This window comes from Pseudonocardia abyssalis, from assembly GCF_019263705.2.
Taxonomy (GTDB): Bacteria; Actinomycetota; Actinomycetes; order Mycobacteriales; family Pseudonocardiaceae; genus Pseudonocardia; species Pseudonocardia abyssalis.
Window position 1 is genome coordinate 5,477,598 of sequence record NZ_JADQDK010000001.1, and the last position, 20,877, is coordinate 5,498,474.

Below are 20,877 nucleotides of genomic sequence, written 5' to 3' on the forward strand. Positions count from 1 at the left end.
ATGACGACCACCGCTGATCCCACCACGCTCGAGTTCGGCAAGGCGCGCACCCGCAAGGAGGACGCGCGCCTGATCACCGGCCGGACCAAGTTCACCGACTCCATCAACCTCAACGGCATGCTGCACCTGCACGTGGTGCGCTCGCCGCTGGCGCACGCCACGATCACCGGTGTCGACAAGTCCGCCGCCGAGGCCTCGCCCGGCGTCATCGGCGTCTACACGGCCGCCGACCTGGGTGTCGAGGCCGTCGGCCTGCCCTGCGCCTGGCCGATCACGCCCGACATGAAGGCCCCGCAGCGCCCGCTGCTCGCCACCACCACCGTGCACTTCGCCGGTGAGGGCGTGGCCGTGGTGCTCGCCCGCTCCGCCGCCGAGGCGCGCGACGCGGCCGACCTCGTCGAGGTCGACTACGAGCCGCTCGAGCCCGTCCTCAACATGGAGGACGCGATCAAGGAGGGTGCCACGCTGGTCCACCCGGACCTGGGCACCAACGAGAACGCCACCTGGGTCTTCGACTCGGGCGCGGCCGGCACCGGCGAGGACGTCGCCGCGGCCATCGCCGCCGCCGAGGCCGACCCGGACTCGATCGTCCTCAAGCGCCGCTTCATCCAGCAGCGCCTGATCCCGGCGTTCATGGAGCCGCGCGCGTGCGTCGTCGACCCGACCGGTGAGCAGATCACCGTCTGGGCCGCCACGCAGGTCCCGCACATCCTGCGCACCATGACCACGGTCACGCTGGGCGTCCCGGAGTCCAAGCTGCGCGTCATCGCCCCCGACGTGGGCGGCGGCTTCGGCGGCAAGATCGGCGTCCTGCCCGAGGAGATGCTCTGCGTCGTCCTCGCGCAGAAGACCGGCAAGCCGATCAAGTGGAACGAGACCCGCTCGGAGTCCCTGCTCGCCGCGCACCACGGCCGCGACCAGATCCAGGACCTGACGATCACCGCCAAGCGCGACGGCACGGTCACCGGCCTCGACGTCCACCTGCTCGCCGACATGGGCGCCTACCTCGGCCTCGTCGGCCCGGGTGTGCCGATCCTCGGCGCGTTCATGTTCAACTCGATCTACAAGTTCCCGGCGCTGAAGTTCACCTGCACCAACGTGTTCACCACGAAGACGCTCACCGACGCCTACCGCGGCGCCGGTCGTCCCGAGGCCACGTTCGGCATCGAGCGGATCATGGACGAGCTCGCGGTCGAGCTCGGCATCGAGCCGATGGAGCTGCGCAAGAAGAACTGGATCACCCACGAGGAGTTCCCGTTCACCACGGTCGTGGGTCTGACCTACGACTCGGGCAACTACGAGCAGGCCACCGCCCAGGCGATGGAGTCCTTCGACTACGCGGGCCTGCGCCGCGAGCAGGCCGAGCGCCGCGCCAACGGCGACAAGGTGCAGCTCGGCATCGGCATCTCGACGTTCACCGAGATGTGCGGCCTCGCGCCGTCCCGCGTGCTCGGCTCGCTGGCCTACGGCGCCGGTGGCTGGGAGGCCGCCAGCATCCGGATGCTCGCCACCGGCAAGGTCGAGGTCATCACCGGTGCGTCCGCGCACGGGCAGGGCCACGAGACGGCGTTCAGCCAGATCGTCGCCGACCAGCTCGGCGTGCCGTTCGAGGACGTCGAGATCCTGCACGGCGACACGCAGATCTCGCCGAAGGGCCTCGACACCTACGGCTCGCGCTCGCTGGTCGTCGGCGGCATCGCGATCGTCAAGGCCGCGGAGAAGGTCGTCGCCAAGGCCAAGAAGATCGCCGCGCACCTGCTCGAGGCGTCCGAGGACGACATCGAGTTCTCGGCCGGCACGTTCACGGTCAAGGGCACCGACAAGGGCAAGGCCATCCAGGAGATCGCGTTCGCCGCCTTCATGGCGCACGACTATCCCGAGGACATGGAGCCCAACCTCGACGCCGACGCCGTCTACGACCCGGAGAACTTCTCGTTCCCGCACGGCACGCACCTCGCGGCCGTCGAGATCGACACCGAGACCGGGCACGTCGACCTCCGCAAGTACGTCTGCGTCGACGACATCGGCACCGTCGTCAACCCGCTGATCGTCGAGGGCCAGGTGCACGGCGGTCTCGCCCAGGGCATCGCGCAGGCCCTGTTCGAGGAGGCGAACTACGACGACCAGGGCACCCTGGTCAACGGCACGTTCGTCGACTACACCCTGCCGTCCGCGGCCGACCTGCCCAACTTCGACACCGCCACGGTGTCGACGCCGGCCACGTCGAACCCGCTGGGCGTCAAGGGCGTCGGCGAGGCGGGCACCATCGCCTCGACGCCGGCCATCGTCAACAGCGTCATCGACGCGCTGCGCCACCTGGGCGTGACGAACGTCGAGATGCCCTGCACCTCGCAGCGCGTGTGGCGGGCCATCCAGGCCGCCAAGGGCGTCAGCACCACCGAGACCGACGTCGCCACCCACAGCCCGGGTGCCGGCCTCGGCTCGATCGACCCGAACAACCCGCAGGGAGAGACCGAGTCGTGATCCCCTCCAAGTTCGACTACGTCAAGCCTGCATCCGTCGCGGAGGCGATCACGGCCCTGGAGCAGGGCGGGGACGACGCCAAGATCCTCGGCGGCGGCCAGAGCCTGATCCCGGTGCTCCGGCTGCGCCTCGCGGCGCCGTCGGTGATCATCGACCTCGGCGGGATCGCCGAGCTCCGTGGGATCCGCGAGGACGGCGACAAGATCGCCATCGGCGCGATGACCGTCTACCACGACATCGTCCGGGACGACCTCGTCAAGCAGCACGTCAACCTGCTCGCCCAGGCCACGGAGACGGTGGCCGACAACCAGGTCCGCCACCGCGGGACCCTCGGCGGGTCGCTGGCCCACGCCGACCCCGCCGGTGACCTGGGTGCGGTCGCGCTCGCTCTGGAGGCCGAGCTGGTCATCGCCGGTTCCGGCGGCACCCGCACGGTGTCGGCGCAGGAGTTCTTCGTCGACTACTTCACCACCGCCATCGGCGAGGGCGAGATCCTCACCGAGATCCGGTTCCCGAAGTACACCGGGTGGGGCAGCCACTACGAGAAGTTCAACCGCACGGCGCAGGCCTGGTCGATGTGTGCGGTCGCGGCGGCCATCAAGGTCGACGGCGGCACCATCTCGCAGGCCCGCGTCGGGCTGACGAACATGGGCACCACGCCGATCCGCGCCACCGGCGTGGAGCAGGCGCTCGTGGGCCAGGCCGCCACCGCGGACTCGATCCGCGCCGCGGCCGAGCGTGCGACGGAGGGCACGGCGGCACCGAGTGACGCCGACGCCGCCGCGGACTACCGTGAGCACCTGGCCAAGGTGCTGACCGGCCGCGCGGTGCTGGCCGCCGCGGGCTGACGCTCGTACCGATTCGCAGACGCCCGTCCCGGCCACCGGGGCGGGCGTCTGTCTCGTGAGGAGACCCCATGCAGTTGGAGAACAAGTTCACCATCGAGGCACCCATCGAGAAGGCGTGGGTCGCGCTCAACACCCCCGACATGATCGCGCCGTGCTTCCCGGGCGCCACGCTCACCGAGTACGAGGGCGAGTCGTTCAGCGGCACCGTCAAGGTGAAGCTGGGCCCGATCTCGCTCACCTACAAGGGCAAGGGCACCTACATCGACCGCGACGATGCCAACCACACCGTGAAGATCGAGGCCAGCGGTCGCGACTCCCGCGGCAACGGCACCGCGAACGCCACCGTCACCGGCACGATGGTCGCCGACGGTCCGAACAAGACCGCGGTCACGATGGTCACCGACATGACGATCACCGGGCGCCCCGCGCAGTTCGGCCGCGGTGTCATCTCCGACGTCGCCGACAAGATCATCGGTCAGTTCGCGGCGTGCGTGGCGAAGAAGCTGTCGCCCGAGGCGGAGGCCCCCGCGGAGTCCGCCCCGGCCCCCGTCGCCGACGCCCCGGCCGGCACGAACGGCACCGCGGCCGCGGGCCCGGCCCTGTCGTCGACCCCGGCGTCGTCCGGTGTCACGGCCACCGCGCCCGCCGCGCGGCAGTTCACCCCGATGAAGAGCGAGATCGACGCGATCGACCTGCTCGACACCGCGGGTTCGCCCGTCCTCAAGCGCCTCGCCCCGGTCCTCGGCGGCGGCGCGCTGCTGTTCCTGATCGTCTTCCTGATCCGGCGCGCCCGCGCCTGAGCAGCACCTCGGTGAACGGGCCGGTCCGACGACGTCGGCACCGGCCCGTTCTGCGTCCGCCCCGCGAGTCGCTGTTCCTACGCCCGCGAGTCGCGAGATCTCCGCCCCCGAGTCGGTGTACGACTCGGGGGCGTGGAAACAGCGACTCGCGGGATCAAGTCAGGCCGGACACGCGCAGCGTGATGTTGAGCCGGCCACCCGCCAGGCCCGTGTCGGGCACGTCGTCGGCGGGCAGCAGCTTCGGGACGCCGTGGTGGGCGAGGCGGGCCGCGTCACCGAAGACCACCAGGTCACCGGAGCGCAGCTCGATGTCGGTCCACGGGCGGCCGCGGGTCTCGGTGTTGCCCAGCCGGAACAGGCACGGCGCGCCGATGCTCAGCGAGACGACCGGGTCGGGGGCCGACTCGTCGGCGTCGCGGTGCAGGCCCATGCGGGCGTCGGCGGCGTAGTGGTTGATCACGGCGATGTCGGGGCGGTAGTCGCGCCCGTCGCCGTAGGCGTCGCGGACGGCGTCGCGGCCGAGGTCCCCCATCCAGTCCGGGAACGCGGTGACCGCCGACCCGTCCTGGTCGTCACGGGTGCGGGAGTAGCGGTAGGGCAGCCAGTGCCAACCCAGGCACACGGCGCGGACCGACATCCGCCCGCCGTTCGGCAGCGTCGCGGCCCGGATCCCCGGTCCCTCGGCCGCCCACCCGCGGCAGGCCGTGACGAGGGCCCGCTGGTGGTCGAGGTCGAGCCAGTCCGGGACGTGCACCGCGCCCGGCGCCAGCACGCGACGTTCGCGGGGGAAGAGTCCCATCAGCGCGCGTCGTGGAAGATCACGCCGAGCACATGTCGGCTGCCGCCGTGCACCGCGCTGACGCCGTGCCGCAGCTGCACCCGGCTCCAGCCGCGCGCACCGAGCCGGGGGCGGTGCCGGACGGGGAACACGATCGCGTCGCCCTGCGCCGGCCGCAGCACGACCGGTCGGGACTGCCGGCGCGGCCGCTGCTCCACGAACACGCTCTCCCCTCCGGTGAAGTCCTCGTCGGGACGGCTGAGCATCACCGCGACCTGCAGCGGGAACGTCAGATCGCCGTAGACGTCCTGGTGCAGGCAGTTGTAGCCGCCCGGCCCGTAGCGCAGCAGCAGGGGGGTCGGTCGGGTCTGGCCCGCGTCGGCGCACTCGGCCCGCAGCGCGTCGAGCGTCGAGGGGAACGCGCGTTCGCCGAGCCGCTCCGCCCAGCGGTTCGCGACCTCCGCGAGCGGCGGGTAGAGCGTCTCGCGCAGGTGCTGGACCAGCGGCGGGAGCGGGTCGGCGAAGTAGCGGTAGCTCCCCTCACCGAACGAGTGCCGGGCCATGACGACGGTGCTGCGGAAGCGGGCGTCGTCGTCGAACAGCGCGACGGCCCCGGCGCACTCGTCCGCGGTGAGCAGGCCGGGGAGGACGGCCACGCCGTCGGCGTCGAGACGGGGGCCGGGGTCCGGGACCGCGAGGATGCGCACGGCGTCCACCGTGGCACCTCCCGCGGGTCCGCTCCGGCGGGAATCGGACGCTTGGTCGTCGTCGCAGCCGTCGCGGTCGACTGACCTGGGTCAGGATGGCGTCATGCGTCCCGGACAGCACAACGCCCTCACCGATGTCACCGGTCTGCGGGTCGGGCACGCCGCACTCGACGGCCCCGGAGCGCTCAGCGGCACCACGGTCGTGCTCGCCCCACCCGGCGGTGCCGTCGGCGGCGTCGACGTGCGGGGGTCCGCCCCCGGCACCCGCGAGACCGACCTGCTCGACCCCGGCGCCACCGTGCAGCGCCTGCACGCGATCCTGCTGACGGGGGGCAGTGCGTACGGGCTGGCCGCGGCGGGCGGGGTGGTCGCCCGGCTCGAGGCGGCGGGGGCCGGGTTCGAGGTACCCGGCGGCGTCGTGCCGATCGTCCCGGGTGCGGTGCTGTTCGACCTGGGCCGCGGCGGCGACTTCGCCGCCCGTCCGGACGCCGCGCTGGGTGCCGCCGCGTACGACGACGCCTCTGACGGGCCGGTGCGGCAGGGCGCGGTCGGCGCGGGGACGGGGGCCGTCGCGGGCGGTCTCAAGGGCGGCGTCGGCACCGCGAGCGTCGTGCTCGACGGCGGTGCGACGGTCGCCGCGCTCGTCGTCCTCAACGCGGTGGGCTCGGCGCTCGACCCCGCCACCGGCGTGCCGCTCGCCCTGCGGCTGGGGCTACCGGGGGAGTTCCCGGAGATCACGGTGGACGAGACCGCCCGCGCCGTGCTGCGGGAGCCGCGACGACCCCCGGAGCCGGGCACCGCCACCACGCTCGTCGTCGTCGCCACCGACGTCGAGCTGGACAAGGCGGGCTGCCGGCGCCTGGCGACGATGGGGCACGACGGGCTCGCCCGAGCCGTCTCGCCGGTGCACACGATCATGGACGGCGACGTCGTCTTCGGCCTGTCGACCGCTGCCCGCCCGGCGGCGGGACCGCCGGAGATCTTCGCGCTGCAGGCCGCGGCGGCCGACGTCGTCTCGCGGGCGACCGTGCACGCCGTGCTCGCCGCGGAGTCCGTCGGCGGCTGGCGCGGCTACCGCGACGTGGTCGGCAGCAGCGCCCTGAGCACCCGGCCCGCGCGGTCGCCGTCGGGCTCCTCGCCGGTGATCACCTCGAGGTACACGTAGGACTCGACGACCCGGACCACGGTGTAGGCGAGGTCGTCGACCGGGACCGGGCTGTGCAGCAGGCCCGCGGCGATCTCGGCGTCGATCATCTCGTGCACCAGCGCGATCAACCGCTGCTGGTACCCGCCGGCCCGCATCGTGAGCAGCCGCAGCGCGAACTCCCCCTCCTCGGCCAGGAACCGGTGCATGCCGGGGTGGGCGAGGACGTCGTGGACGAAGCGGGTGAGCGTCTCCGCGAGCGGGGCCCCGTCGGGCGGGCGGGCCAGCGTGCGTTCGGTGAGCGACCAGATCACCTCGCGAAGCAGCAGTTCGCGTGAGCCGACCCAGCGGTAGAGCGTGGCGCGATTGACGCGCAGCTCGGCGGCGAGCGCCTGCATGTCCAGCCGCTGCCCGTCCTGGAACGTGCGACGGGCGAGGGAGAACGCGTCGAGCGCGGTGGGGCGTTCGGCGGTGCCCCCGGCGAGCCGGCGCTGCAACGGTGTGGCGGACACGGGTCCTCTCCGGTGGCGTTGACGCGGTCTGTGAGCCAGCTCATACTAGCGACATAGAAGCGCCTCTGTCGCATCGACGCGACAGACGACTGATGTGTCGCACGATCTCGACGAGGAGAGCGCATGAGCACCGACACCACCGTGGGCACCGCCCCCGGCCGCCTGGGCGACCCGTCCCTGACGATCGGCACCGACCCGCGGGCCGACCCCCGGATGGTCGCGGTGTTCGCCGCGCTGGGCATCGACGGGCACGCCGACGGCGCCCCGCTCGGCCCCGACGCACCGCGCGAGCAGCTTCTCGGGTTCGTCGAGGCGGTGGAGGTCGGGTTCGAGGGGCTGTTCGCCGCGCTGGCGCAGGACGCCCCGCCGGTCGACGGCGTCAGCGAGGAACTGGTCACGATCACCGGCGACGGCGGGCACGAGATCCGGCTCCACGTCCACCGGCCCGACGGCGTCGACGGGCCGGTGCCGTGCATCTACCAGGTGCACGGCGGCGGGATGGTCATGCTGGCGGCCGAGGGCCCGCTGTACACGCACTGGCGTCGGCGGCTCGCCGCTGCGGGCAACGTCGTGGTGGGCGTCGAGTACCGCAACGGCGGTGGGGTGCTCGGGGCGCACCCGTTCCCGTCCGGACTCGACGACTGCGTCGCGGGGCTGCGCTGGGTGCACGCGCACCTGGCGGAGCTGGGCGGCTCGCACGTCGTGGTGACGGGCGACTCGGGCGGGGCCAACCTGTCCCTCGCGCTGGCGCTCCGGGCGAAGCGGGACGGCTGGGCCGACGAGATCGCCGGCGTCTACGCGCAGTCCCCGTACATCCTCGGCTCGTGGGCCGAGGTCCCGGCGGAGCTGGCGTCGCTGCGGGAGAACGACCGGTACTGGCTCAACGTCTCACTGTTCCCGGTGCTGGGAGCCGTCTACGACCCCGACGGCGCACACGCCGCCGATCCGACGTGCTGGCCGTACGCCGCCGGCGTCGCCGACGTGGAGGGGCTGCCGCCGCACGTCATCGCGGTCAACGAGCTCGACCCGCTGCGCGACGAGGGGCTGGCCTACCACCGCCTGCTGCTCCGGGCCGGGGTCAGCTCGGTCGGGCGGACCAACGCCGGGCTGTGCCACGTCGGCGAGATCCTGTTCCCGACCGCGTTGCCGGACGTCTACGCCGCGGCGGTGCGGGACGTGGCGGGGTTCGCCCGCTCACTGTCCTGAGGCCCACCCCTCGTCGCCGGGGGCTCAGCCCCCGGCGAAGGGGGGCAGCACGTCGAGCACGGCGCCGGCGCCCAGCACCGTCGAGCGGTCGCGCACGGCCACCTCGTCGAGCAGGAAGCTGCAGCGGTCGAGCACCGTGCCGAACCCCGGGCCGTGCTGCGCGCGCAGCACGGTGAGGGCGTCGGCGACGGTGGCGTCGGCGGGGAGCTGGACCTTCTCCGTCTCCACCCCCGCCGCCGAGCGGGCGGCCGCGAAGTAGCGGACGGCGACGGTGGTGGTGGTCACGGTGGCCATCCTCCCTCAGCCGCCGATCGCGCTCATCGGACGGTCCGGCTGCAGAAAGCCCGGGTCGTCGATGCCGTGGCCGGCGAGCTTGCCCCACATGGCGTGGCGCCAGGTGTCGGCGATCTCGGTGTCGGAGCTGCCGCCGCGGACCATCGCGCGCAGGTCCGTCTCGGTGCGGGCGAACAGGCACGAGCGCACCTGGCCGTCGGCAGTGAGGCGCGTGCGGTCGCAGGCGCCGCAGAACGGGCGCGTGACCGAGGCGATGACGCCCACCGCGGCCGGTCCGCCGTCGACGATCCAACGCTCCGCCGGGGCCCCGCCACGGGCGACGGCGTCGGGCGTGAGCGTGAACTCGGCCTGCAGCTTCTCCAGGATCTCGCCCGCGGTGATCATCTCGGTGCGCTCCCAGCCGTGCTGGGCGTCGAGCGGCATCTGCTCGATGAAGCGGAGCTCGTAGCCGCCCTCGACCGCGAAGCGCAGCAGGTCGCAGGCCTCGTCGTCGTTCATCCCGCGCAGCAGCACCGTGTTGATCTTCACCGGGCCGAGTCCGGCCTCCCGGGCCGCGACGAGGCCGTCGAGGACGTCGGAGAGGCGGTCGCGGCGGGTGATGGTGGCGAAGCGCTCGGGGCGCAGCGTGTCCATCGAGACGTTGAGCCGGTTGACGCCCGCGGCCGCCAGCGACTCGGCACGGCGCGCGAGGCCGATGCCGTTCGTGGTCAACGAGATGTCGGGGCGGGGCTCCAGCGCGGCCGACGCCGACACCAGACCCTCCAGTCCCTTGCGCAGCATCGGCTCGCCGCCGGTGAACCGCAGCTCCTCGATGCCGAGGTCGCGCACCGCGATGCCGATCAGGCGCATCAGCTCGTCGTCGGTGAGCTGCTCGTCGCGCGGCATCCAGTCGAGGCCCTCGGCGGGCATGCAGTAGGAGCAGCGCAGGTTGCAGCGGTCGGTCAGCGAGATCCGCAGGTCCGTGGCGACCCGCCCGAAGGTGTCGATCAGGCGGGCGTCGTCGGGCCGGGCCGGGTCTCGGGTGGTGGCTCCACGCACTGCGGGGAGGCCGAGCTCGGAGGGCGTCACCCCCTCAGCGTAACCGGCCCGTGACTCGGCCATTCGGCCCCCGACCTGCGAAAACGGGTGCCTCCGCAGACGCGGACCCGATCTCCGTTCCGCGCCGCAGATACCCGGTTCTCCGGCTGTCCGAAAGGTGAGTCAGTTGTGGCGGCCCAGTTCCTGGCGGGCCACCGTGCGCAGGTGGACCTCGTCGGGGCCGTCGGCCAGGCGCAGCGCGCGGGCCCAGACGTAGAAGTACGCGAGCGGGGTGTCGTCGCTCATGCCGGCACCGCCGTGGATCTGGATGGCGCGGTCGATGACGTCGCAGGCGATCCGCGGGGTGATCACCTTGATCGCGGCGATCTCCGTGGCGGCCCCCTTGGCGCCGAACCGGTCGATCAGCCACGCCGTCTTGTAGACGAGCAGCCGGGCCTGCTCCACCTCGATCCGCGACTGCGCGATCTGCTCGCGCACCACGCCCTGCTCCGAGAGCGGGCGGCCGAACGCGACACGGGACTGCGCGCGCCGCACCATCAGGTCGATCGCGCGCTCGGCCATGCCGATCAGGCGCATGCAGTGGTGGATGCGGCCGGGGCCGAGGCGGGCCTGGGCGATGGCGAAGCCGCCGCCCTCCTCGCCGAGCAGGTTCGAGACCGGTACGCGCACGTCGGTGAACAGGAGCTCCGAGTGGCCGTGCTGGTCCTGGTAGCCGAACGTCGGCAGGTTGCGGGTGATCGTCAGGCCGGGGGTGTCGCGGGGCACGAGGACCATCGACTGCTGGCGGTGGGTGGCCGCCTCCAGGTCGGTCTTGCCCATCACGATGAAGATCTTGCAGCGGTCGTCGGCCGCGCCGGAGATCCACCACTTCCTGCCGGAGATGACGTACTCGTCGCCCTCGCGGCGGATCGTCGTCTGCACATTGGTGGCGTCGGAGGAGGCGACGTCGGGCTCGGTCATCGCGAACCCGGACCGGATCTCCCCGGCCAGCAGCGGCTCCAGCCACTCGGCCTTCTGCTCCGGCGTGCCGAACAGGTGCAGCGTCTCCATGTTGCCGGTGTCGGGGGCCTGGCAGTTGATCGCCTCGGGGGCGATCACCGGCGACCAGCCGGACACCTCGGCGACCTGCGCGTACTCGAGGTTGGTCAGGCCCGAGAGCGACGGCAGGAACAGGTTCCACAACCCGCGGCCACGGGCCTCGGTCTTCAGTTCCTCGACGACGGGCGGCAGGGCCCACTCGTCGGGCGTGCCCCGGCGCTCGGCGCGGAACGCGTCGTACCCGGCCTCGGCCGGGAGGACCTTCTCGTCGAGGAACGCGCGCATGCGCTCGGTGTAGTCGGCGGCCACGGCGCTGGGTTCGAAGTCCACACCCGCATCAGACCACAGCGCTCCGGTCACGATATTCCTACGGCGATCGGCCAAACCGCAGGATCGGATATAGGGTCCGCCACGTGCCGCAGTTCAGGATCGCCGACGCCGCCCGACTGCTGGGTGTCAGTGACGACACCGTCCGTCGCTGGGTGGAGGCCGGGGCGCTCCCCGCGCATGCCGACGCGTCGAACCGCAAGGTGATCGACGGGGCCGCGCTCGCCGAGTTCGCGCGCGAGAGCGCCCACGTCCCACCGGACCCCTCGGGGGTGCAGCGCTCGGCGCGCAACCGCCTCGTCGGGCTCGTGACCTCGGTGAAGACCGATTCGGTGATGGCGCAGGTGGAGATCCAGTGCGGTCCCCACCGGATCGTCTCCCTGCTGTCCGCCGAAGCGGTGCACGAGATGAAGCTCGAACCCGGCGTCCTCGCGGTCGCCGTCATCAAGTCGACCAACGTGGTCGTGGAAACCCCCGGAGGAGCGTCATGAAGGTGCGTCTACTGGCCGTCGGTGCGGCCGTGCTGGCCCTGGCGGGTTGTGGCGGTGCGACCGACAGCGCCGCACCCGCGGAGTCGGCTGCCCCCGAGGCGCGCACGCTGACGGTGTTCGCCGCCGCGTCGCTGACCGACGTGTTCACCGAGCTGGAGACGCAGTTCGAGAGGGACAACCCGGGCGTCGACGTGGTCCTGAACTACGGTGCGTCCTCCGACCTCGCGCAGCAGCTCGTCAACGGCGGACCGGCCGACGTGTTCGCGTCGGCGAGCGCGGCCACGATGACGACCGTCACCGACGCGGGCCTGATCGAGGGCGACCCGGAGGTGTTCGCGCAGAACAAGCTGCAGATCGTCACCGCGCCGGGCAACCCGGAGAACATCACCGGCTTCGCCGACCTCGCCCGCCCCGACCTGCAGGTGGTCGTCTGCGCCCCGCAGGTCCCCTGCGGTGCCGCGGCGGAGAAGGTCGAGATGGCCACCGGCATCACGCTGACCCCGGTCAGCGAGGAGCCGGACGTCCGCTCGACGCTGGGCCGCGTCACCACCGGCAACGCCGACGCCGGTCTGGTCTACGTCACCGACGTCGCGTCGGCGGGTGACACGGTCGAGGGCATCGCGTTCCCCGAGGCCGACTCGGCCGTCACCGACTACCCGATCGGCGTCCTGACCTCGGCCCCGCAGCCCGAGCTGGCCCAGGCCTGGACCGACCTCGTCACCGGCGCCGACGGCCAGGCCGTGCTCACGGGGGCCGGCTTCGTCGGGGCTCCGTGACCGCTCCGCCCGTCACGAGGAGGGTCGGCCGCAGCGAACAGGCCGCGGTCGGCCTTCCCCGTTTCCTCTGGATCCCGGCCGGCCTCGCGTTCGCGCTGATCGCGCTGCCCGTGGTCGGGCTGGGGTTGCGGACCGACTGGCCGCGGCTGCCCGAGCTCCTGCTCAGCGAGGCCTCGCTCGACGCGCTGCGCCTGTCGCTGATCACCGCGACCTGCTCGACCGCGATCTGCATCCTGCTGGGCGGGCCGCTCGCGGTCGTGCTCGCCCGCGGCCGGCTGCCCGGGCTGCAGTTCCTGCGCTCGATCGTGCTGCTGCCGCTGGTGCTGCCGCCCGTCGTCGGCGGGTTGGCACTGCTCTACCTCGTCGGGCGCACCGGGCTCGTCGGGCAGGGGCTGGAGCTGGCGTTCGGGATCACCGTGCCGTTCACGACGGCCGCGGTCGTGCTCGCGCAGACGTTCGTCGCGCTGCCGTTCCTCGTCGTCAGCCTGGAGGGGGCACTGCGGACGTCCGGGCAGCGCTACGAGGCGGTCGCGGCCACGCTCGGGGCGTCGCCCGCACTCGCGTTCCGGAGGGTGACGGTGCCGCTCGTGCTGCCCGGGCTGCTGTCCGGGGCCGTGCTCGCCTTCGCCCGCTGCCTGGGCGAGTTCGGGGCCACGATCGCGTTCGCCGGGAGCCTGGAGGGCACCACGCGGACGTTGCCGCTGCTCGTCTACCTGGCCAGGGAGTCCGACGTGGACGCCGCGGTGGCGCTGTCGCTGCTGCTCGTCGTCGTCGCGATCCTGGTGATCGCGATCGCGCGGCCGCGGACGGTGGCGTCATGAGCGAGCTTGCGGGCCCATCATCGACGCAGCGCCTGCGCGCAGCACCGAGCGCGAGCAGCGAGGGAGTGCGATGAGCACCGGTCTGGAGGCGCGGATCGTCGTACGGCGCCCGTCCTTCACCCTCGACGTCTCGATCACCGCCGCACCCGGTGAGGTGCTGGCGGTGCTCGGACCCAACGGTGCGGGCAAGTCGACGCTGCTCGGTGTGCTGTCCGGGCTGCTGCGCCCGGACGAGGGATTCGTGCGGGTCGGCGAGCACGTCGTCACCGACACCTCGGCGGGCGTGCACGTCCCGCCGCACCGGCGCGGGGTGGGCCTGTTGGCCCAGCAGGCGCTGCTGTTCCCGCACCTCACCGCGCTCGACAACATCGCGTTCGGCCCGCGGGCCCACGGGGTGCCGCGCCGCAAGGCCCAGGCGCGCGCCGAGGTCCTGCTGACGGGCGTCGACGCCGCCGCGCTCGGCGACCGCAGGCCGTCGCAGATGTCGGGTGGCCAGCAGCAGCGGGTCGCGCTCGCCCGCGCGCTCGCGCCCGAACCCGGGCTGCTGCTGCTCGACGAGCCGCTCGCCGCCCTCGACGTCGATGCCACCCCGGCGATGCGCGCGTTGCTGCGCCGGGTCATCCGGGACGGCAAGCAGACCGCGGTGCTCGTCACGCACTCCGCGCTCGACGCGCTGGTGCTCGCCGACCGCGTCGTCGTGCTCACCGAGGGGCGGGTCGTCGAGGACGGCGGCACCCGCGAGGTACTGGCCCGCCCGCGCAGTCCGTTCACCGCCCGGATCGCCGGGCTCGACCTGATCCCGGGGGTTCGCGACGTCGACGGCCTGCGCACCCCGGACGGGCTGCTGGTCTCCGGTCGCGCCGACGGCGTCGAGGTCGGGGACGCGGCGGTCGCGGTGTTCCCGCCGTCGGCCGTCGCCGTCCACACGACGCGGCCCGGCGGCAGCCCGCGCAACGCGCTGCGGGTCCGGCTCGCCGCGATCGAGCCGCGGGGCGACGTCGTGCGGCTGCGCGCCGGGGCTGCGCCGGGCGGACCGGCCTGGGCCGACGGCCTCGCCGCCGACGTCACCCCGGCCGCGGTCGCCGACCTGGCGGTGGAGCCCGGTGACGAGCTCTGGTTCGTGATCAAGGCGACCGAGGTGGCCATCCACGGCGCCGGCTGAGCCCGCACACACCTCCCGCGCGGCCTGTGTGCGGGCCGGGTCAGCGGGCGACGTCGATCACCAGGCGGGGCGGGGCGTCCAGCGTGGTGACCGTGAACCCGGTGCGCTCGCGCACCCCGGCGGCCCAGACGAGCACGCGCTCGAAGTCGCCGAGGTTCACCAGCTCGGTGACCTGGGAGGTGTCGCCGGAGAGCCGGCGCGGCACCGGGAACGCGGGCTCCGCGTCGCCGACCTCCCGGTACGCGCTCGACCCGATCAGGGAGATCTGCAGCGCCGCGCTGCCGGCCAGCGGCACCTCCTCGCCCGCGGGGTCGCTCGTGACGGGGAGGTCGACGTAGGAGATCCGGTACCCGGGGACGGCCTCGGCGAACTCGAACACGATCCGGTCGGTGGCACCCTGCCCGGCCACCCGTACCGCGCTGAGCAGCCCGAACCCGCCGGCGTCGGAGGAGGCCTCGGTGGCGGTCGGCACGACCGTCGGCGGGGCGGGGGCGGTCGTCGTCGCGGCGGGCGGCGTGGTCGTCGTCGGGACCGCCGACGGGGACGGGGTGCTGGGTGGGGCGCCCGCGCAGCCCGCCACCAGGAGCAGGGTGATCAGCGGCGGGGTGATCAGCGCGAACGACGGCGTACGGCTCATGCTGGCCGAGGATAGGGCCGTCAACCCAGCGTCACACCATCAGGCACATGCGTCACCCGAGCCCCTATCGTGTCCCTGTCGGTGATCGCGCGGTGAACGTAGCGTCGCTCCCTGTGACCCGCTTGATCATGCGCATCGCCCCTCTGGTGATCGCGCTGCTGTGCGCCTCGACGCTCGTCGGACCGGCCGCGTACGCGACCCAGCCCGAGCCGGACCTCTCCTCCGACTACGTCGTGCACGCCCGCACGGCCGCCGAGGCGAGGGCCGCGGCGCGTGCGCTGGGCGTCGAGCCGACGGTGCTGTTCGAACGGGCCTTCTCCGGGTTCGCCGCCCGGCTCTCGCGCACGCAGGTGGCGGAGCTGCAGGACCGGCCGGGCGTGATCGGCGTCGAGGAGGACCTGCGGATCACGCCGCTGGAGCCGCGGTCGCAGCGGATGAGCGACCAGCTCACCGAGGGCACCCAGACCAATCCGCAGAACTGGGGCCTGGACCGCATCGACCAGCGCAACCTGCCGCTGGACAACAGCTACACCACCCGGGCGACGGGCGAGGGCGTCACGGTCTACGTGCTCGACACCGGGGTCGACGTCAGCCACCCGCAGTTCGACGGCCGCGCGAGCGAGGCCGTCAACACCATCGACGACATCTCCGGCGACTGCGACGGCCACGGCACCGTGGTCGCCGGCATCGCCGCGGCCCGCGACTTCGGGGTGGCCAAGGGCGCGCAGGTGCGCTCGGTGAAGGTCCTCGACTGCACGGGGGCCGGCACCCTGTCCTCGCTGCTCGCGGGCATCGACTGGGTGGCACGCAACCAGCGGGGCCCGTCGGTCGCGGTCATGTCGTGGAGCTACGGCCCGTCCGACGTGCTGCTCGCGGCGGTCAGCGAGCTGGTCGGCCGCGGCGTCTTCGTCGCGTCGTCGGCGGGCAACACCGGCGGCGACGACTGCGGCGTCGCCCCCCGCGCTTCCGACGGGGTGCTCGTCGTCGCGAACTCCACGATCGACGACCAGCGCGCGTCGTCGTCGAGCACGGGGGAGTGCGTCGACCTCTACGGCCCCGGCACCGGGATCATCTCCAGCGTCCCCGGCGGCGGCACGGCGTCCTACACGGGGACGTCGATGGCCGCCCCGCACGCCGCGGGCGTGGCCGCGCTCTACAAGCAGACCTTCGGCGACGCCCCGAGCAGCACCGTCGAGCAGTGGCTCGTCCAGAACGCGACGCCCGGCGTGGTCCGCGGCGGCGAGACGGGCGACACCCCGAACCTGCTGCTCAACACCGGCGGGCTGTAGCGCCGTCGTTCAGGCGGGTTCCAGCACCTCGAAGCCGGTGTAGGGGAACAGCGCCTGCGGCAGGCGGACCGAGCCGTCGGGTTGCTGGCCCTGCTCCAGGATTGCGACGAGCGTGCGGCCGATCGGCAGCGCCGAGCTGTTGAGCGTGGCCGCGAAGCCGCGGGTGCCGTCCTTGGCCTTCGTGCGGATCCCGGCCCGGCGGGCCTGGAACACGCCGAAGTCCGACGCCGAGGCGATCTCGCGGAACGCCTGCTGCCCGGGCAGCCACACCTCGATGTCGTAGGTGCACTCCGCGGAGAACCCGATGTCGCCCGCCGCGAGCCGCACGACGCGGTAGGCGAGCCCCAGACCCTGCAGGACGGCCTCGGCGTGGCCGAGGAGCAGCTCCAGCTCCTCGCGCGAGCGCGCCGGGTCGACGAGGCGCACCAGCTCGACCTTCGAGAACTCGTGCAGCCGCACCAGGCCGCGGGTGTCGCGGCCGTAGGAGCCGGCCTCCGAGCGGAAGCACGGCGTGTGTGCGGTGTAGGCGAGCGGGAGGTCCTCGGCGGGGAGGGTCTCCTTGGCGTGCAGGTTCGTCAGCGGGACCTCGGCGGTGGGGATGAGGTAGAGCGCGCGCTCGTCGACGCCGGTCCGGAAGAGGTCCTGCTCGAACTTCGGCAGCTGCCCGGTGCCGGTCATCGTCGTGGTGTTGACCAGCGTGGGCACCGAGAACTCGGTGTAGCCGTGCCGCTCGGCGAGGTCGAGGAAGTAGCGGGCGAGCGCGCGCTCGAGCTTCGCGCCCTTGCCCTTCAGCACCGCGAAGCGCGGGCCCGACAGCTTCGTCGCTCGCGCGAAGTCGAGGATGTCGAGCTTCTCGCCGAGGTCGACGTGGTCGAGCGGCTTCTCGATCCGCTGCGGCTCACCCCAGCTCCGGACCAGCTCGGCGTCGGCGTCGGAGGTGCCGTCGGGCAGCTCGTCGGCGGGGAGGTTGGGGATGCCGAGCAGCAGCTCCTGCAGCTCGGCCTCCAGCGCGCGGTGCTCCTCCTCCGCCGCGGCGACGACGGTCTTGAGCTCGCGGGCCCGCTCGACCAGTGTCGGGCGCTCCTCGGGCGAGGCGCCCTTGACCGAGGTGGCGACGCGCTTGGACTCCCCGCGCGCGTCGTCACCGCGCCCGATCGCGGAGTTGCGGGCGGCCAGCAGCTTCTCGAGCGCGGTGACGTCGAGGGCGAAGCCGCGCCGCGCCAGCTTGCGGACGGCGTCGGTGGCGGGGTCGAGCAGGACGCGGGGGTCGTGCATCGGTCCAGGGTATCGGCGGTGCGCGAGCGGGTTATCGGCACGCCTCCCCATCCGGAGGTGGCGACGGGCGAGCCGCTCGTCGCAGGATGTGCGGTGAACCACACTGCCGTGCGAAAGGTCCTCCCGTGTCCCTGGCCCCTGCCGTCCCCTCCTACGCCTCCGGCACCTCCGAGGTGCCCCTGCTCGGCGACACGATCGGGGACAACTTCGACCGCACCGCGCTCGCGCAGCCCGACGTCGACGCGCTGGTCGAGGTGCCGACCGGCCGGAGATGGACCTACGGGGAGCTGCGCACCGAGGTCGACGCGGTCGCGCTCGGCCTCGTCGCCGCGGGCCTGGAGAAGGGCGACCGGCTCGGGATCTGGGCCCCGAACGTCGCCGAGTGGGTGCTGATCCAGTACGCCACCGCGAAGCTCGGCGTGGTGCTCGTCAACATCAACCCGGCGTACCGCACGCACGAGCTGGAGTACGTGCTCAAGCAGGCCGGGATCTCCGTGCTGGTGGCGGCCACGGCGTTCAAGACGTCCGACTACGCGGCCATGATCGCCGACGTCCGGCCGAAGTGCCCCGACCTGCGCCAGGTGGTGCTGATCGGCACTCCCGACTGGGACGCGCTCGTGGAGCCCGGCCGCACCGGCGACGCCGCGGAGCTCGCCCGCCGCCAGGCCGACCTGAGCCCGGACGACCCGATCAACATCCAGTACACCTCGGGCACCACGGGCTTCCCCAAGGGCGCCACGCTCAGCCACCACAACATCCTCAACAACGGCTACAGCGTCGGACGCCTGTGCGACTACGGGCCGGAGGACCGCGTCTGCATCCCGGTGCCCTTCTACCACTGCTTCGGCATGGTCATGGGCAACCTCGCGTGCACGTCCAACGGCTCGACGATGGTGATCCCCGGGCAGGGCTTCGACCCCAAGGCCGCGCTGCTCGCCGTGCAGCAGGAGAGGTGCACGTCGCTCTACGGCGTCCCGACGATGTTCATCGCCGAGCTCAACGACCCCACCTTCGGCGACTACGACCTCTCCTCGCTGCGTACCGGGATCATGGCGGGCTCGCCGTGCCCGGTCGAGGTGATGAAGCAGGTCGTCGACCGGATGGGGATGACGGAGGTGTCGATCTGCTACGGAATGACCGAGACCTCCCCGGTGTCGACGCAGACCCGCGCCGACGACTCGCTGGAGCGCCGCGTGTCCACCGTCGGACGGGTCGGGCCGCACCTGGAGGTCAAGGTCGTCGACCCCGAGACCGGCCTGACGCTGCCCCGCGGCGAGCCCGGCGAGCTGTGCACCCGCGGCTACTCGGTGATGCTCGGCTACTGGAACGAGCCGGAGAAGACCGCCGAGTCGATCGACGCGGCACGCTGGATGCACACCGGCGACATCGGGATCATGGACGACGAGGGCTATCTCAACATCACCGGCCGGATCAAGGACATGGTGATCCGCGGCGGGGAGAACGTGTACCCGCGCGAGATCGAGGAGTTCCTCTACACCCACCCCGACATCCTCGACGCCCAGGTCATCGGCGTGCCCGACGCCAAGTACGGCGAGGAGCTGTGCGCCTGGGTGACGCTGCGCGACGGCGCCGAGGAACTGACGGTGGAGAAGGTGCGCGAGTTCGCCACCGGCAAGCTGGCGCACTACAAGATCCCGCGCTACGTGATGGTGGTGGCGGAGTTCCCGATGACGGTCACGGGCAAGGTCCGCAAGATCGAGATGCGGGAGAAGAGCGTCGGGCTCCTCGGCCTGGAGGACGCGGCAGCGGTGCAGAACGCGTAGGTCCACCGGCGGCCCCCGGCCCGACTCGGCAGTAAAGCCACTGTGCCGCCACGAGACGGCAGCACAGTGGCTTTACTGCAGGTGGGGGAGCCGCACCCGCAGCTCCGCGTAGGCGGGGATCAGGGCTCTGCGGGCCGGCCTGCGGCGTTCCACCGTCCAGGGGCGGCCGGCGGCCGTCACCGTCTCCACCATCGCCCCCACCTCCGCCTGCGCCAGTGCCGCGCCCAGGCAGAGGTGGCGGCCGGCGCCGAACCAGAGCCTGCGGTTGTCGGGCAGGTAGGGGCGGTCGAGGTCGAAGCCGCCGGGAGCGGTGTTGGCCGTCCAGGTCAGCAGCAGGACGCGCTCGCCCGCGCGCAGCCGCCGCCCGGCCACGGTGACGTCACGCTTCACCGACCGGCCGATCACCGGGGCCGGGGTCGTCACCCGCAGACCCTCGCGGACGGCGTCGGGGAGCCGGGTGGGGTCGGCGAGCAGGCGGTGCTGGTCCCCGGTGTCGTGCAGCAGCGCCACGGTGCGCGCCATCGCCGAGGCCGCGGTCTCGGTCCCGGCCACCATCAGCAGCGCCGCGAGCCCGGTCGTCTCCCGCAACCCGAGGCCCAGCTCGCGGCAGCGGCCGAGCAGCGTCTCCGGCGGGGCGTCGCGCCAGGCGTCGGGGACGCCGCGCGTCAGGTCGTCGACGATCGCCTTCGCCCCGGCCACCGCCTCCGGGGTGAGGGCGGTGTCGGCTGCGCTGCCCAGTGCGGTGGCCGCGAGCCGCTCGCCGGTGACGAACAGCGTGCGGGCCTCGGCGTCGTCGAGGTCGCCCAGCCCGAGCAGCGACGCCAGCATCCGTCCGACGAGCACGCGGCCGAGGTCGGCGACGTCCACGGGTGCGCCGGACGCCAGGTCGGCCCGGGCGGTCGCGAGCCGCCGCGACCACGCGCCGCTCACCAGTCGCGCGGCCGTCGCCTCGGTGAACAGGTCCCGGGCGCGGGTGCGCAGGTCGTGGTGGCCCGGCCCGTCGAAGAGGTCGTACACCCAGTCGCCCAGGACCTGAGCCCACAGGTGCCCGACCCCGCCCTCGCCGAGGAGGGTGAAGGAGCGGTGGTCGGTGAGGATCTCCCGGGCGATCCGCGGGTCCGCGCTGACCCAGCCCAGCCGCGGCACCCGCCGGATCGGGACGGCGAGGCGGCCGCCGATGAGCAGCGCGGCCAGTGCCGGTCGGGAGGCGAGCAGCAGCCTGCGCTCGTGACGTGCGGCGGTGTCGGGCACCGGCTCATCGTCGTCGCGGGGACCGCGGTGCGGAACAGTGGTCCCACCGACGCTGATCAGCGGCTGCACGGACGGGTGTCGCGGGGCTAAGGTGGACGGGCGCGTCCCGGTGTCGTCAGGTGGGCCCAGAAGGCGGCCCAGGCATCAGGGGCGCGTTCGTCGTGCATCCGCGAAGGCGCGGTGCGCGAGGAACGCGACGATGAGGAACGGGTGGG

Annotated in this window: 20 protein-coding genes and 1 pseudogene; 12 read left to right on the top strand and 9 right to left on the bottom strand. The window is 73.0% G+C overall.

The window, feature by feature from the left end:
- The 3 genes from I4I81_RS26920 to I4I81_RS26930 all read left to right on the top strand — a co-directional run bounded on the left by I4I81_RS26920 (position 1) and on the right by I4I81_RS26930 (position 4,132).
- Positions 1 to 2,484 (top strand): xanthine dehydrogenase family protein molybdopterin-binding subunit, encoded by a 2,484-nt coding sequence (locus tag I4I81_RS26920; protein ID WP_218604042.1) that lies wholly within the window; start codon positions 1 to 3, stop codon positions 2,482 to 2,484.
- Positions 2,481 to 3,332: an FAD binding domain-containing protein gene (locus I4I81_RS26925; protein WP_218604041.1), complete on the top strand. Its 852-nt coding sequence runs from the start codon at positions 2,481 to 2,483 to the stop codon at positions 3,330 to 3,332. The genes I4I81_RS26920 and I4I81_RS26925 overlap by 4 nt, the downstream gene beginning before the upstream one ends.
- 68 nt (positions 3,333 to 3,400) lie before the next feature.
- A complete protein-coding gene (locus I4I81_RS26930) occupies positions 3,401 to 4,132 on the top strand; it encodes an SRPBCC family protein (protein WP_218616419.1) in 732 nt (243 codons plus the stop codon).
- Between the two features lie 154 nt (positions 4,133 to 4,286).
- On the opposite strand, the gene I4I81_RS26935 is transcribed toward I4I81_RS26930, so the two are convergent.
- Both I4I81_RS26935 and I4I81_RS26940 read right to left on the bottom strand, forming a co-directional pair.
- Positions 4,287 to 4,931 carry an alpha-ketoglutarate-dependent dioxygenase AlkB family protein gene (locus I4I81_RS26935; protein WP_218604039.1) on the bottom strand — a complete coding sequence of 215 codons (645 nt, stop codon included), beginning with the start codon at positions 4,929 to 4,931 and terminating at the stop codon, positions 4,287 to 4,289.
- On the bottom strand, positions 4,931 to 5,626 hold the full coding sequence (locus I4I81_RS26940; protein WP_372453618.1) for a 2OG-Fe(II) oxygenase: 696 nt from the start codon (positions 5,624 to 5,626) through the stop codon (positions 4,931 to 4,933). The genes I4I81_RS26935 and I4I81_RS26940 overlap by 1 nt, the downstream gene beginning before the upstream one ends.
- 94 nt (positions 5,627 to 5,720) lie before the next feature.
- Between I4I81_RS26940 and I4I81_RS26945 the strand changes: the two genes are divergently transcribed.
- Entirely contained in the window at positions 5,721 to 6,782 is a 1,062-nt protein-coding gene (locus I4I81_RS26945) for a P1 family peptidase (RefSeq protein WP_218616420.1), read from the top strand.
- Here the strand turns inward: I4I81_RS26945 and I4I81_RS26950 are convergent.
- Entirely contained in the window at positions 6,689 to 7,273 is a 585-nt protein-coding gene (locus tag I4I81_RS26950) for a QsdR family transcriptional regulator (protein WP_218616421.1), read from the bottom strand. The two genes, I4I81_RS26945 and I4I81_RS26950, sit on opposite strands and share 94 nt — an antisense overlap.
- A gap of 123 nt (positions 7,274 to 7,396) precedes the next feature.
- Between I4I81_RS26950 and I4I81_RS26955 the strand changes: the two genes are divergently transcribed.
- Positions 7,397 to 8,479, top strand: coding sequence for an alpha/beta hydrolase (locus I4I81_RS26955; protein ID WP_218604909.1), 1,083 nt, complete (start codon positions 7,397 to 7,399; stop codon positions 8,477 to 8,479).
- Positions 8,480 to 8,503: 24 nt separating this feature from the next.
- Here I4I81_RS26955 and I4I81_RS26960 read toward each other — a convergent pair whose 3' ends face one another.
- The 3 genes from I4I81_RS26960 to I4I81_RS26970 all read right to left on the bottom strand — a co-directional run bounded on the left by I4I81_RS26960 (position 8,504) and on the right by I4I81_RS26970 (position 11,179).
- A complete protein-coding gene (locus I4I81_RS26960; protein WP_218604910.1) occupies positions 8,504 to 8,773 on the bottom strand; it encodes a MoaD/ThiS family protein in 270 nt (89 codons plus the stop codon).
- A gap of 6 nt (positions 8,774 to 8,779) precedes the next feature.
- Complete coding sequence (moaA, locus tag I4I81_RS26965; RefSeq protein WP_372453659.1) at positions 8,780 to 9,841, bottom strand: GTP 3',8-cyclase MoaA; 1,062 nt, start codon at positions 9,839 to 9,841, stop codon at positions 8,780 to 8,782.
- Between the two features lie 132 nt (positions 9,842 to 9,973).
- On the bottom strand, positions 9,974 to 11,179 hold the full coding sequence (locus I4I81_RS26970) for an acyl-CoA dehydrogenase family protein (RefSeq protein WP_226363594.1): 1,206 nt from the start codon (positions 11,177 to 11,179) through the stop codon (positions 9,974 to 9,976).
- Positions 11,180 to 11,262: 83 nt separating this feature from the next.
- Here I4I81_RS26970 and I4I81_RS26975 point away from each other — a divergent pair, with 83 nt between their 5' ends.
- From I4I81_RS26975 to I4I81_RS31785, 5 genes and pseudogenes are all read left to right on the top strand, one after another.
- A complete protein-coding gene (locus tag I4I81_RS26975; RefSeq protein WP_218604912.1) occupies positions 11,263 to 11,667 on the top strand; it encodes a TOBE domain-containing protein in 405 nt (134 codons plus the stop codon).
- A complete protein-coding gene (gene modA, locus I4I81_RS26980; RefSeq protein ID WP_218604913.1) occupies positions 11,664 to 12,443 on the top strand; it encodes a molybdate ABC transporter substrate-binding protein in 780 nt (259 codons plus the stop codon). Before I4I81_RS26975 ends, modA begins: the two co-directional genes overlap by 4 nt.
- Positions 12,440 to 13,264, top strand: coding sequence for an ABC transporter permease (locus I4I81_RS26985; RefSeq protein ID WP_226363595.1), 825 nt, complete (start codon positions 12,440 to 12,442; stop codon positions 13,262 to 13,264). The genes modA and I4I81_RS26985 overlap by 4 nt, the downstream gene beginning before the upstream one ends.
- A 130-nt stretch (positions 13,265 to 13,394) precedes the next feature.
- A pseudogene (locus I4I81_RS31780) lies at positions 13,395 to 13,820 on the top strand (ATP-binding cassette domain-containing protein); the annotation flags it as partial.
- 39 nt (positions 13,821 to 13,859) lie between these two features.
- Entirely contained in the window at positions 13,860 to 14,426 is a 567-nt protein-coding gene (locus I4I81_RS31785; protein ID WP_443690198.1) for a TOBE domain-containing protein, read from the top strand.
- Between the two features lie 40 nt (positions 14,427 to 14,466).
- Here I4I81_RS31785 and I4I81_RS26995 read toward each other — a convergent pair whose 3' ends face one another.
- Entirely contained in the window at positions 14,467 to 15,063 is a 597-nt protein-coding gene (locus tag I4I81_RS26995; RefSeq protein ID WP_218616422.1) for an AMIN-like domain-containing (lipo)protein, read from the bottom strand.
- Between the two features lie 113 nt (positions 15,064 to 15,176).
- Between I4I81_RS26995 and I4I81_RS27000 the strand changes: the two genes are divergently transcribed.
- A complete protein-coding gene (locus I4I81_RS27000; RefSeq protein ID WP_226363596.1) occupies positions 15,177 to 16,352 on the top strand; it encodes a S8 family peptidase in 1,176 nt (391 codons plus the stop codon).
- 9 nt (positions 16,353 to 16,361) lie between these two features.
- Here I4I81_RS27000 and serS read toward each other — a convergent pair whose 3' ends face one another.
- Positions 16,362 to 17,627 carry a serine--tRNA ligase gene (gene serS / locus I4I81_RS27005; protein WP_218604859.1) on the bottom strand — a complete coding sequence of 422 codons (1,266 nt, stop codon included), beginning with the start codon at positions 17,625 to 17,627 and terminating at the stop codon, positions 16,362 to 16,364.
- Between the two features lie 125 nt (positions 17,628 to 17,752).
- On the opposite strand from serS, the gene I4I81_RS27010 reads away from it, so the two are divergent.
- On the top strand, positions 17,753 to 19,411 hold the full coding sequence (locus I4I81_RS27010; RefSeq protein ID WP_275967490.1) for an AMP-binding protein: 1,659 nt from the start codon (positions 17,753 to 17,755) through the stop codon (positions 19,409 to 19,411).
- A 72-nt stretch (positions 19,412 to 19,483) separates the two neighbouring features.
- Here the strand turns inward: I4I81_RS27010 and I4I81_RS27015 are convergent, their stop codons facing one another.
- On the bottom strand, positions 19,484 to 20,662 hold the full coding sequence (locus I4I81_RS27015; RefSeq protein ID WP_218604861.1) for a cytochrome P450: 1,179 nt from the start codon (positions 20,660 to 20,662) through the stop codon (positions 19,484 to 19,486).
- Between the last annotated feature and the right edge of the window lie 215 nt (positions 20,663 to 20,877).

Excerpts from the sequence above, each read along its gene's own strand:
- I4I81_RS31785 (WP_443690198.1), top strand. The coding sequence starts at position 13,860 with ATGCGCGCGTTGCTGCGCCGGGTCATCCGGGACGGCAAGCAGACCGCG.
- I4I81_RS26920 (WP_218604042.1), top strand. The coding sequence starts at position 1 with ATGACGACCACCGCTGATCCCACCACGCTCGAGTTCGGCAAGGCGCGC.
- serS (WP_218604859.1), bottom strand. The coding sequence starts at position 17,627 with ATGCACGACCCCCGCGTCCTGCTCGACCCCGCCACCGACGCCGTCCGC.
- I4I81_RS26935 (WP_218604039.1), bottom strand. The coding sequence starts at position 4,931 with ATGGGACTCTTCCCCCGCGAACGTCGCGTGCTGGCGCCGGGCGCGGTG.
- modA (WP_218604913.1), top strand. The coding sequence starts at position 11,664 with ATGAAGGTGCGTCTACTGGCCGTCGGTGCGGCCGTGCTGGCCCTGGCG.
- I4I81_RS26960 (WP_218604910.1), bottom strand. The coding sequence starts at position 8,773 with ATGGCCACCGTGACCACCACCACCGTCGCCGTCCGCTACTTCGCGGCC.
- I4I81_RS26945 (WP_218616420.1), top strand. The coding sequence starts at position 5,721 with ATGCGTCCCGGACAGCACAACGCCCTCACCGATGTCACCGGTCTGCGG.
- I4I81_RS26955 (WP_218604909.1), top strand. The coding sequence starts at position 7,397 with ATGAGCACCGACACCACCGTGGGCACCGCCCCCGGCCGCCTGGGCGAC.
- I4I81_RS26930 (WP_218616419.1), top strand. The coding sequence starts at position 3,401 with ATGCAGTTGGAGAACAAGTTCACCATCGAGGCACCCATCGAGAAGGCG.
- I4I81_RS26995 (WP_218616422.1), bottom strand. The coding sequence starts at position 15,063 with ATGAGCCGTACGCCGTCGTTCGCGCTGATCACCCCGCCGCTGATCACC.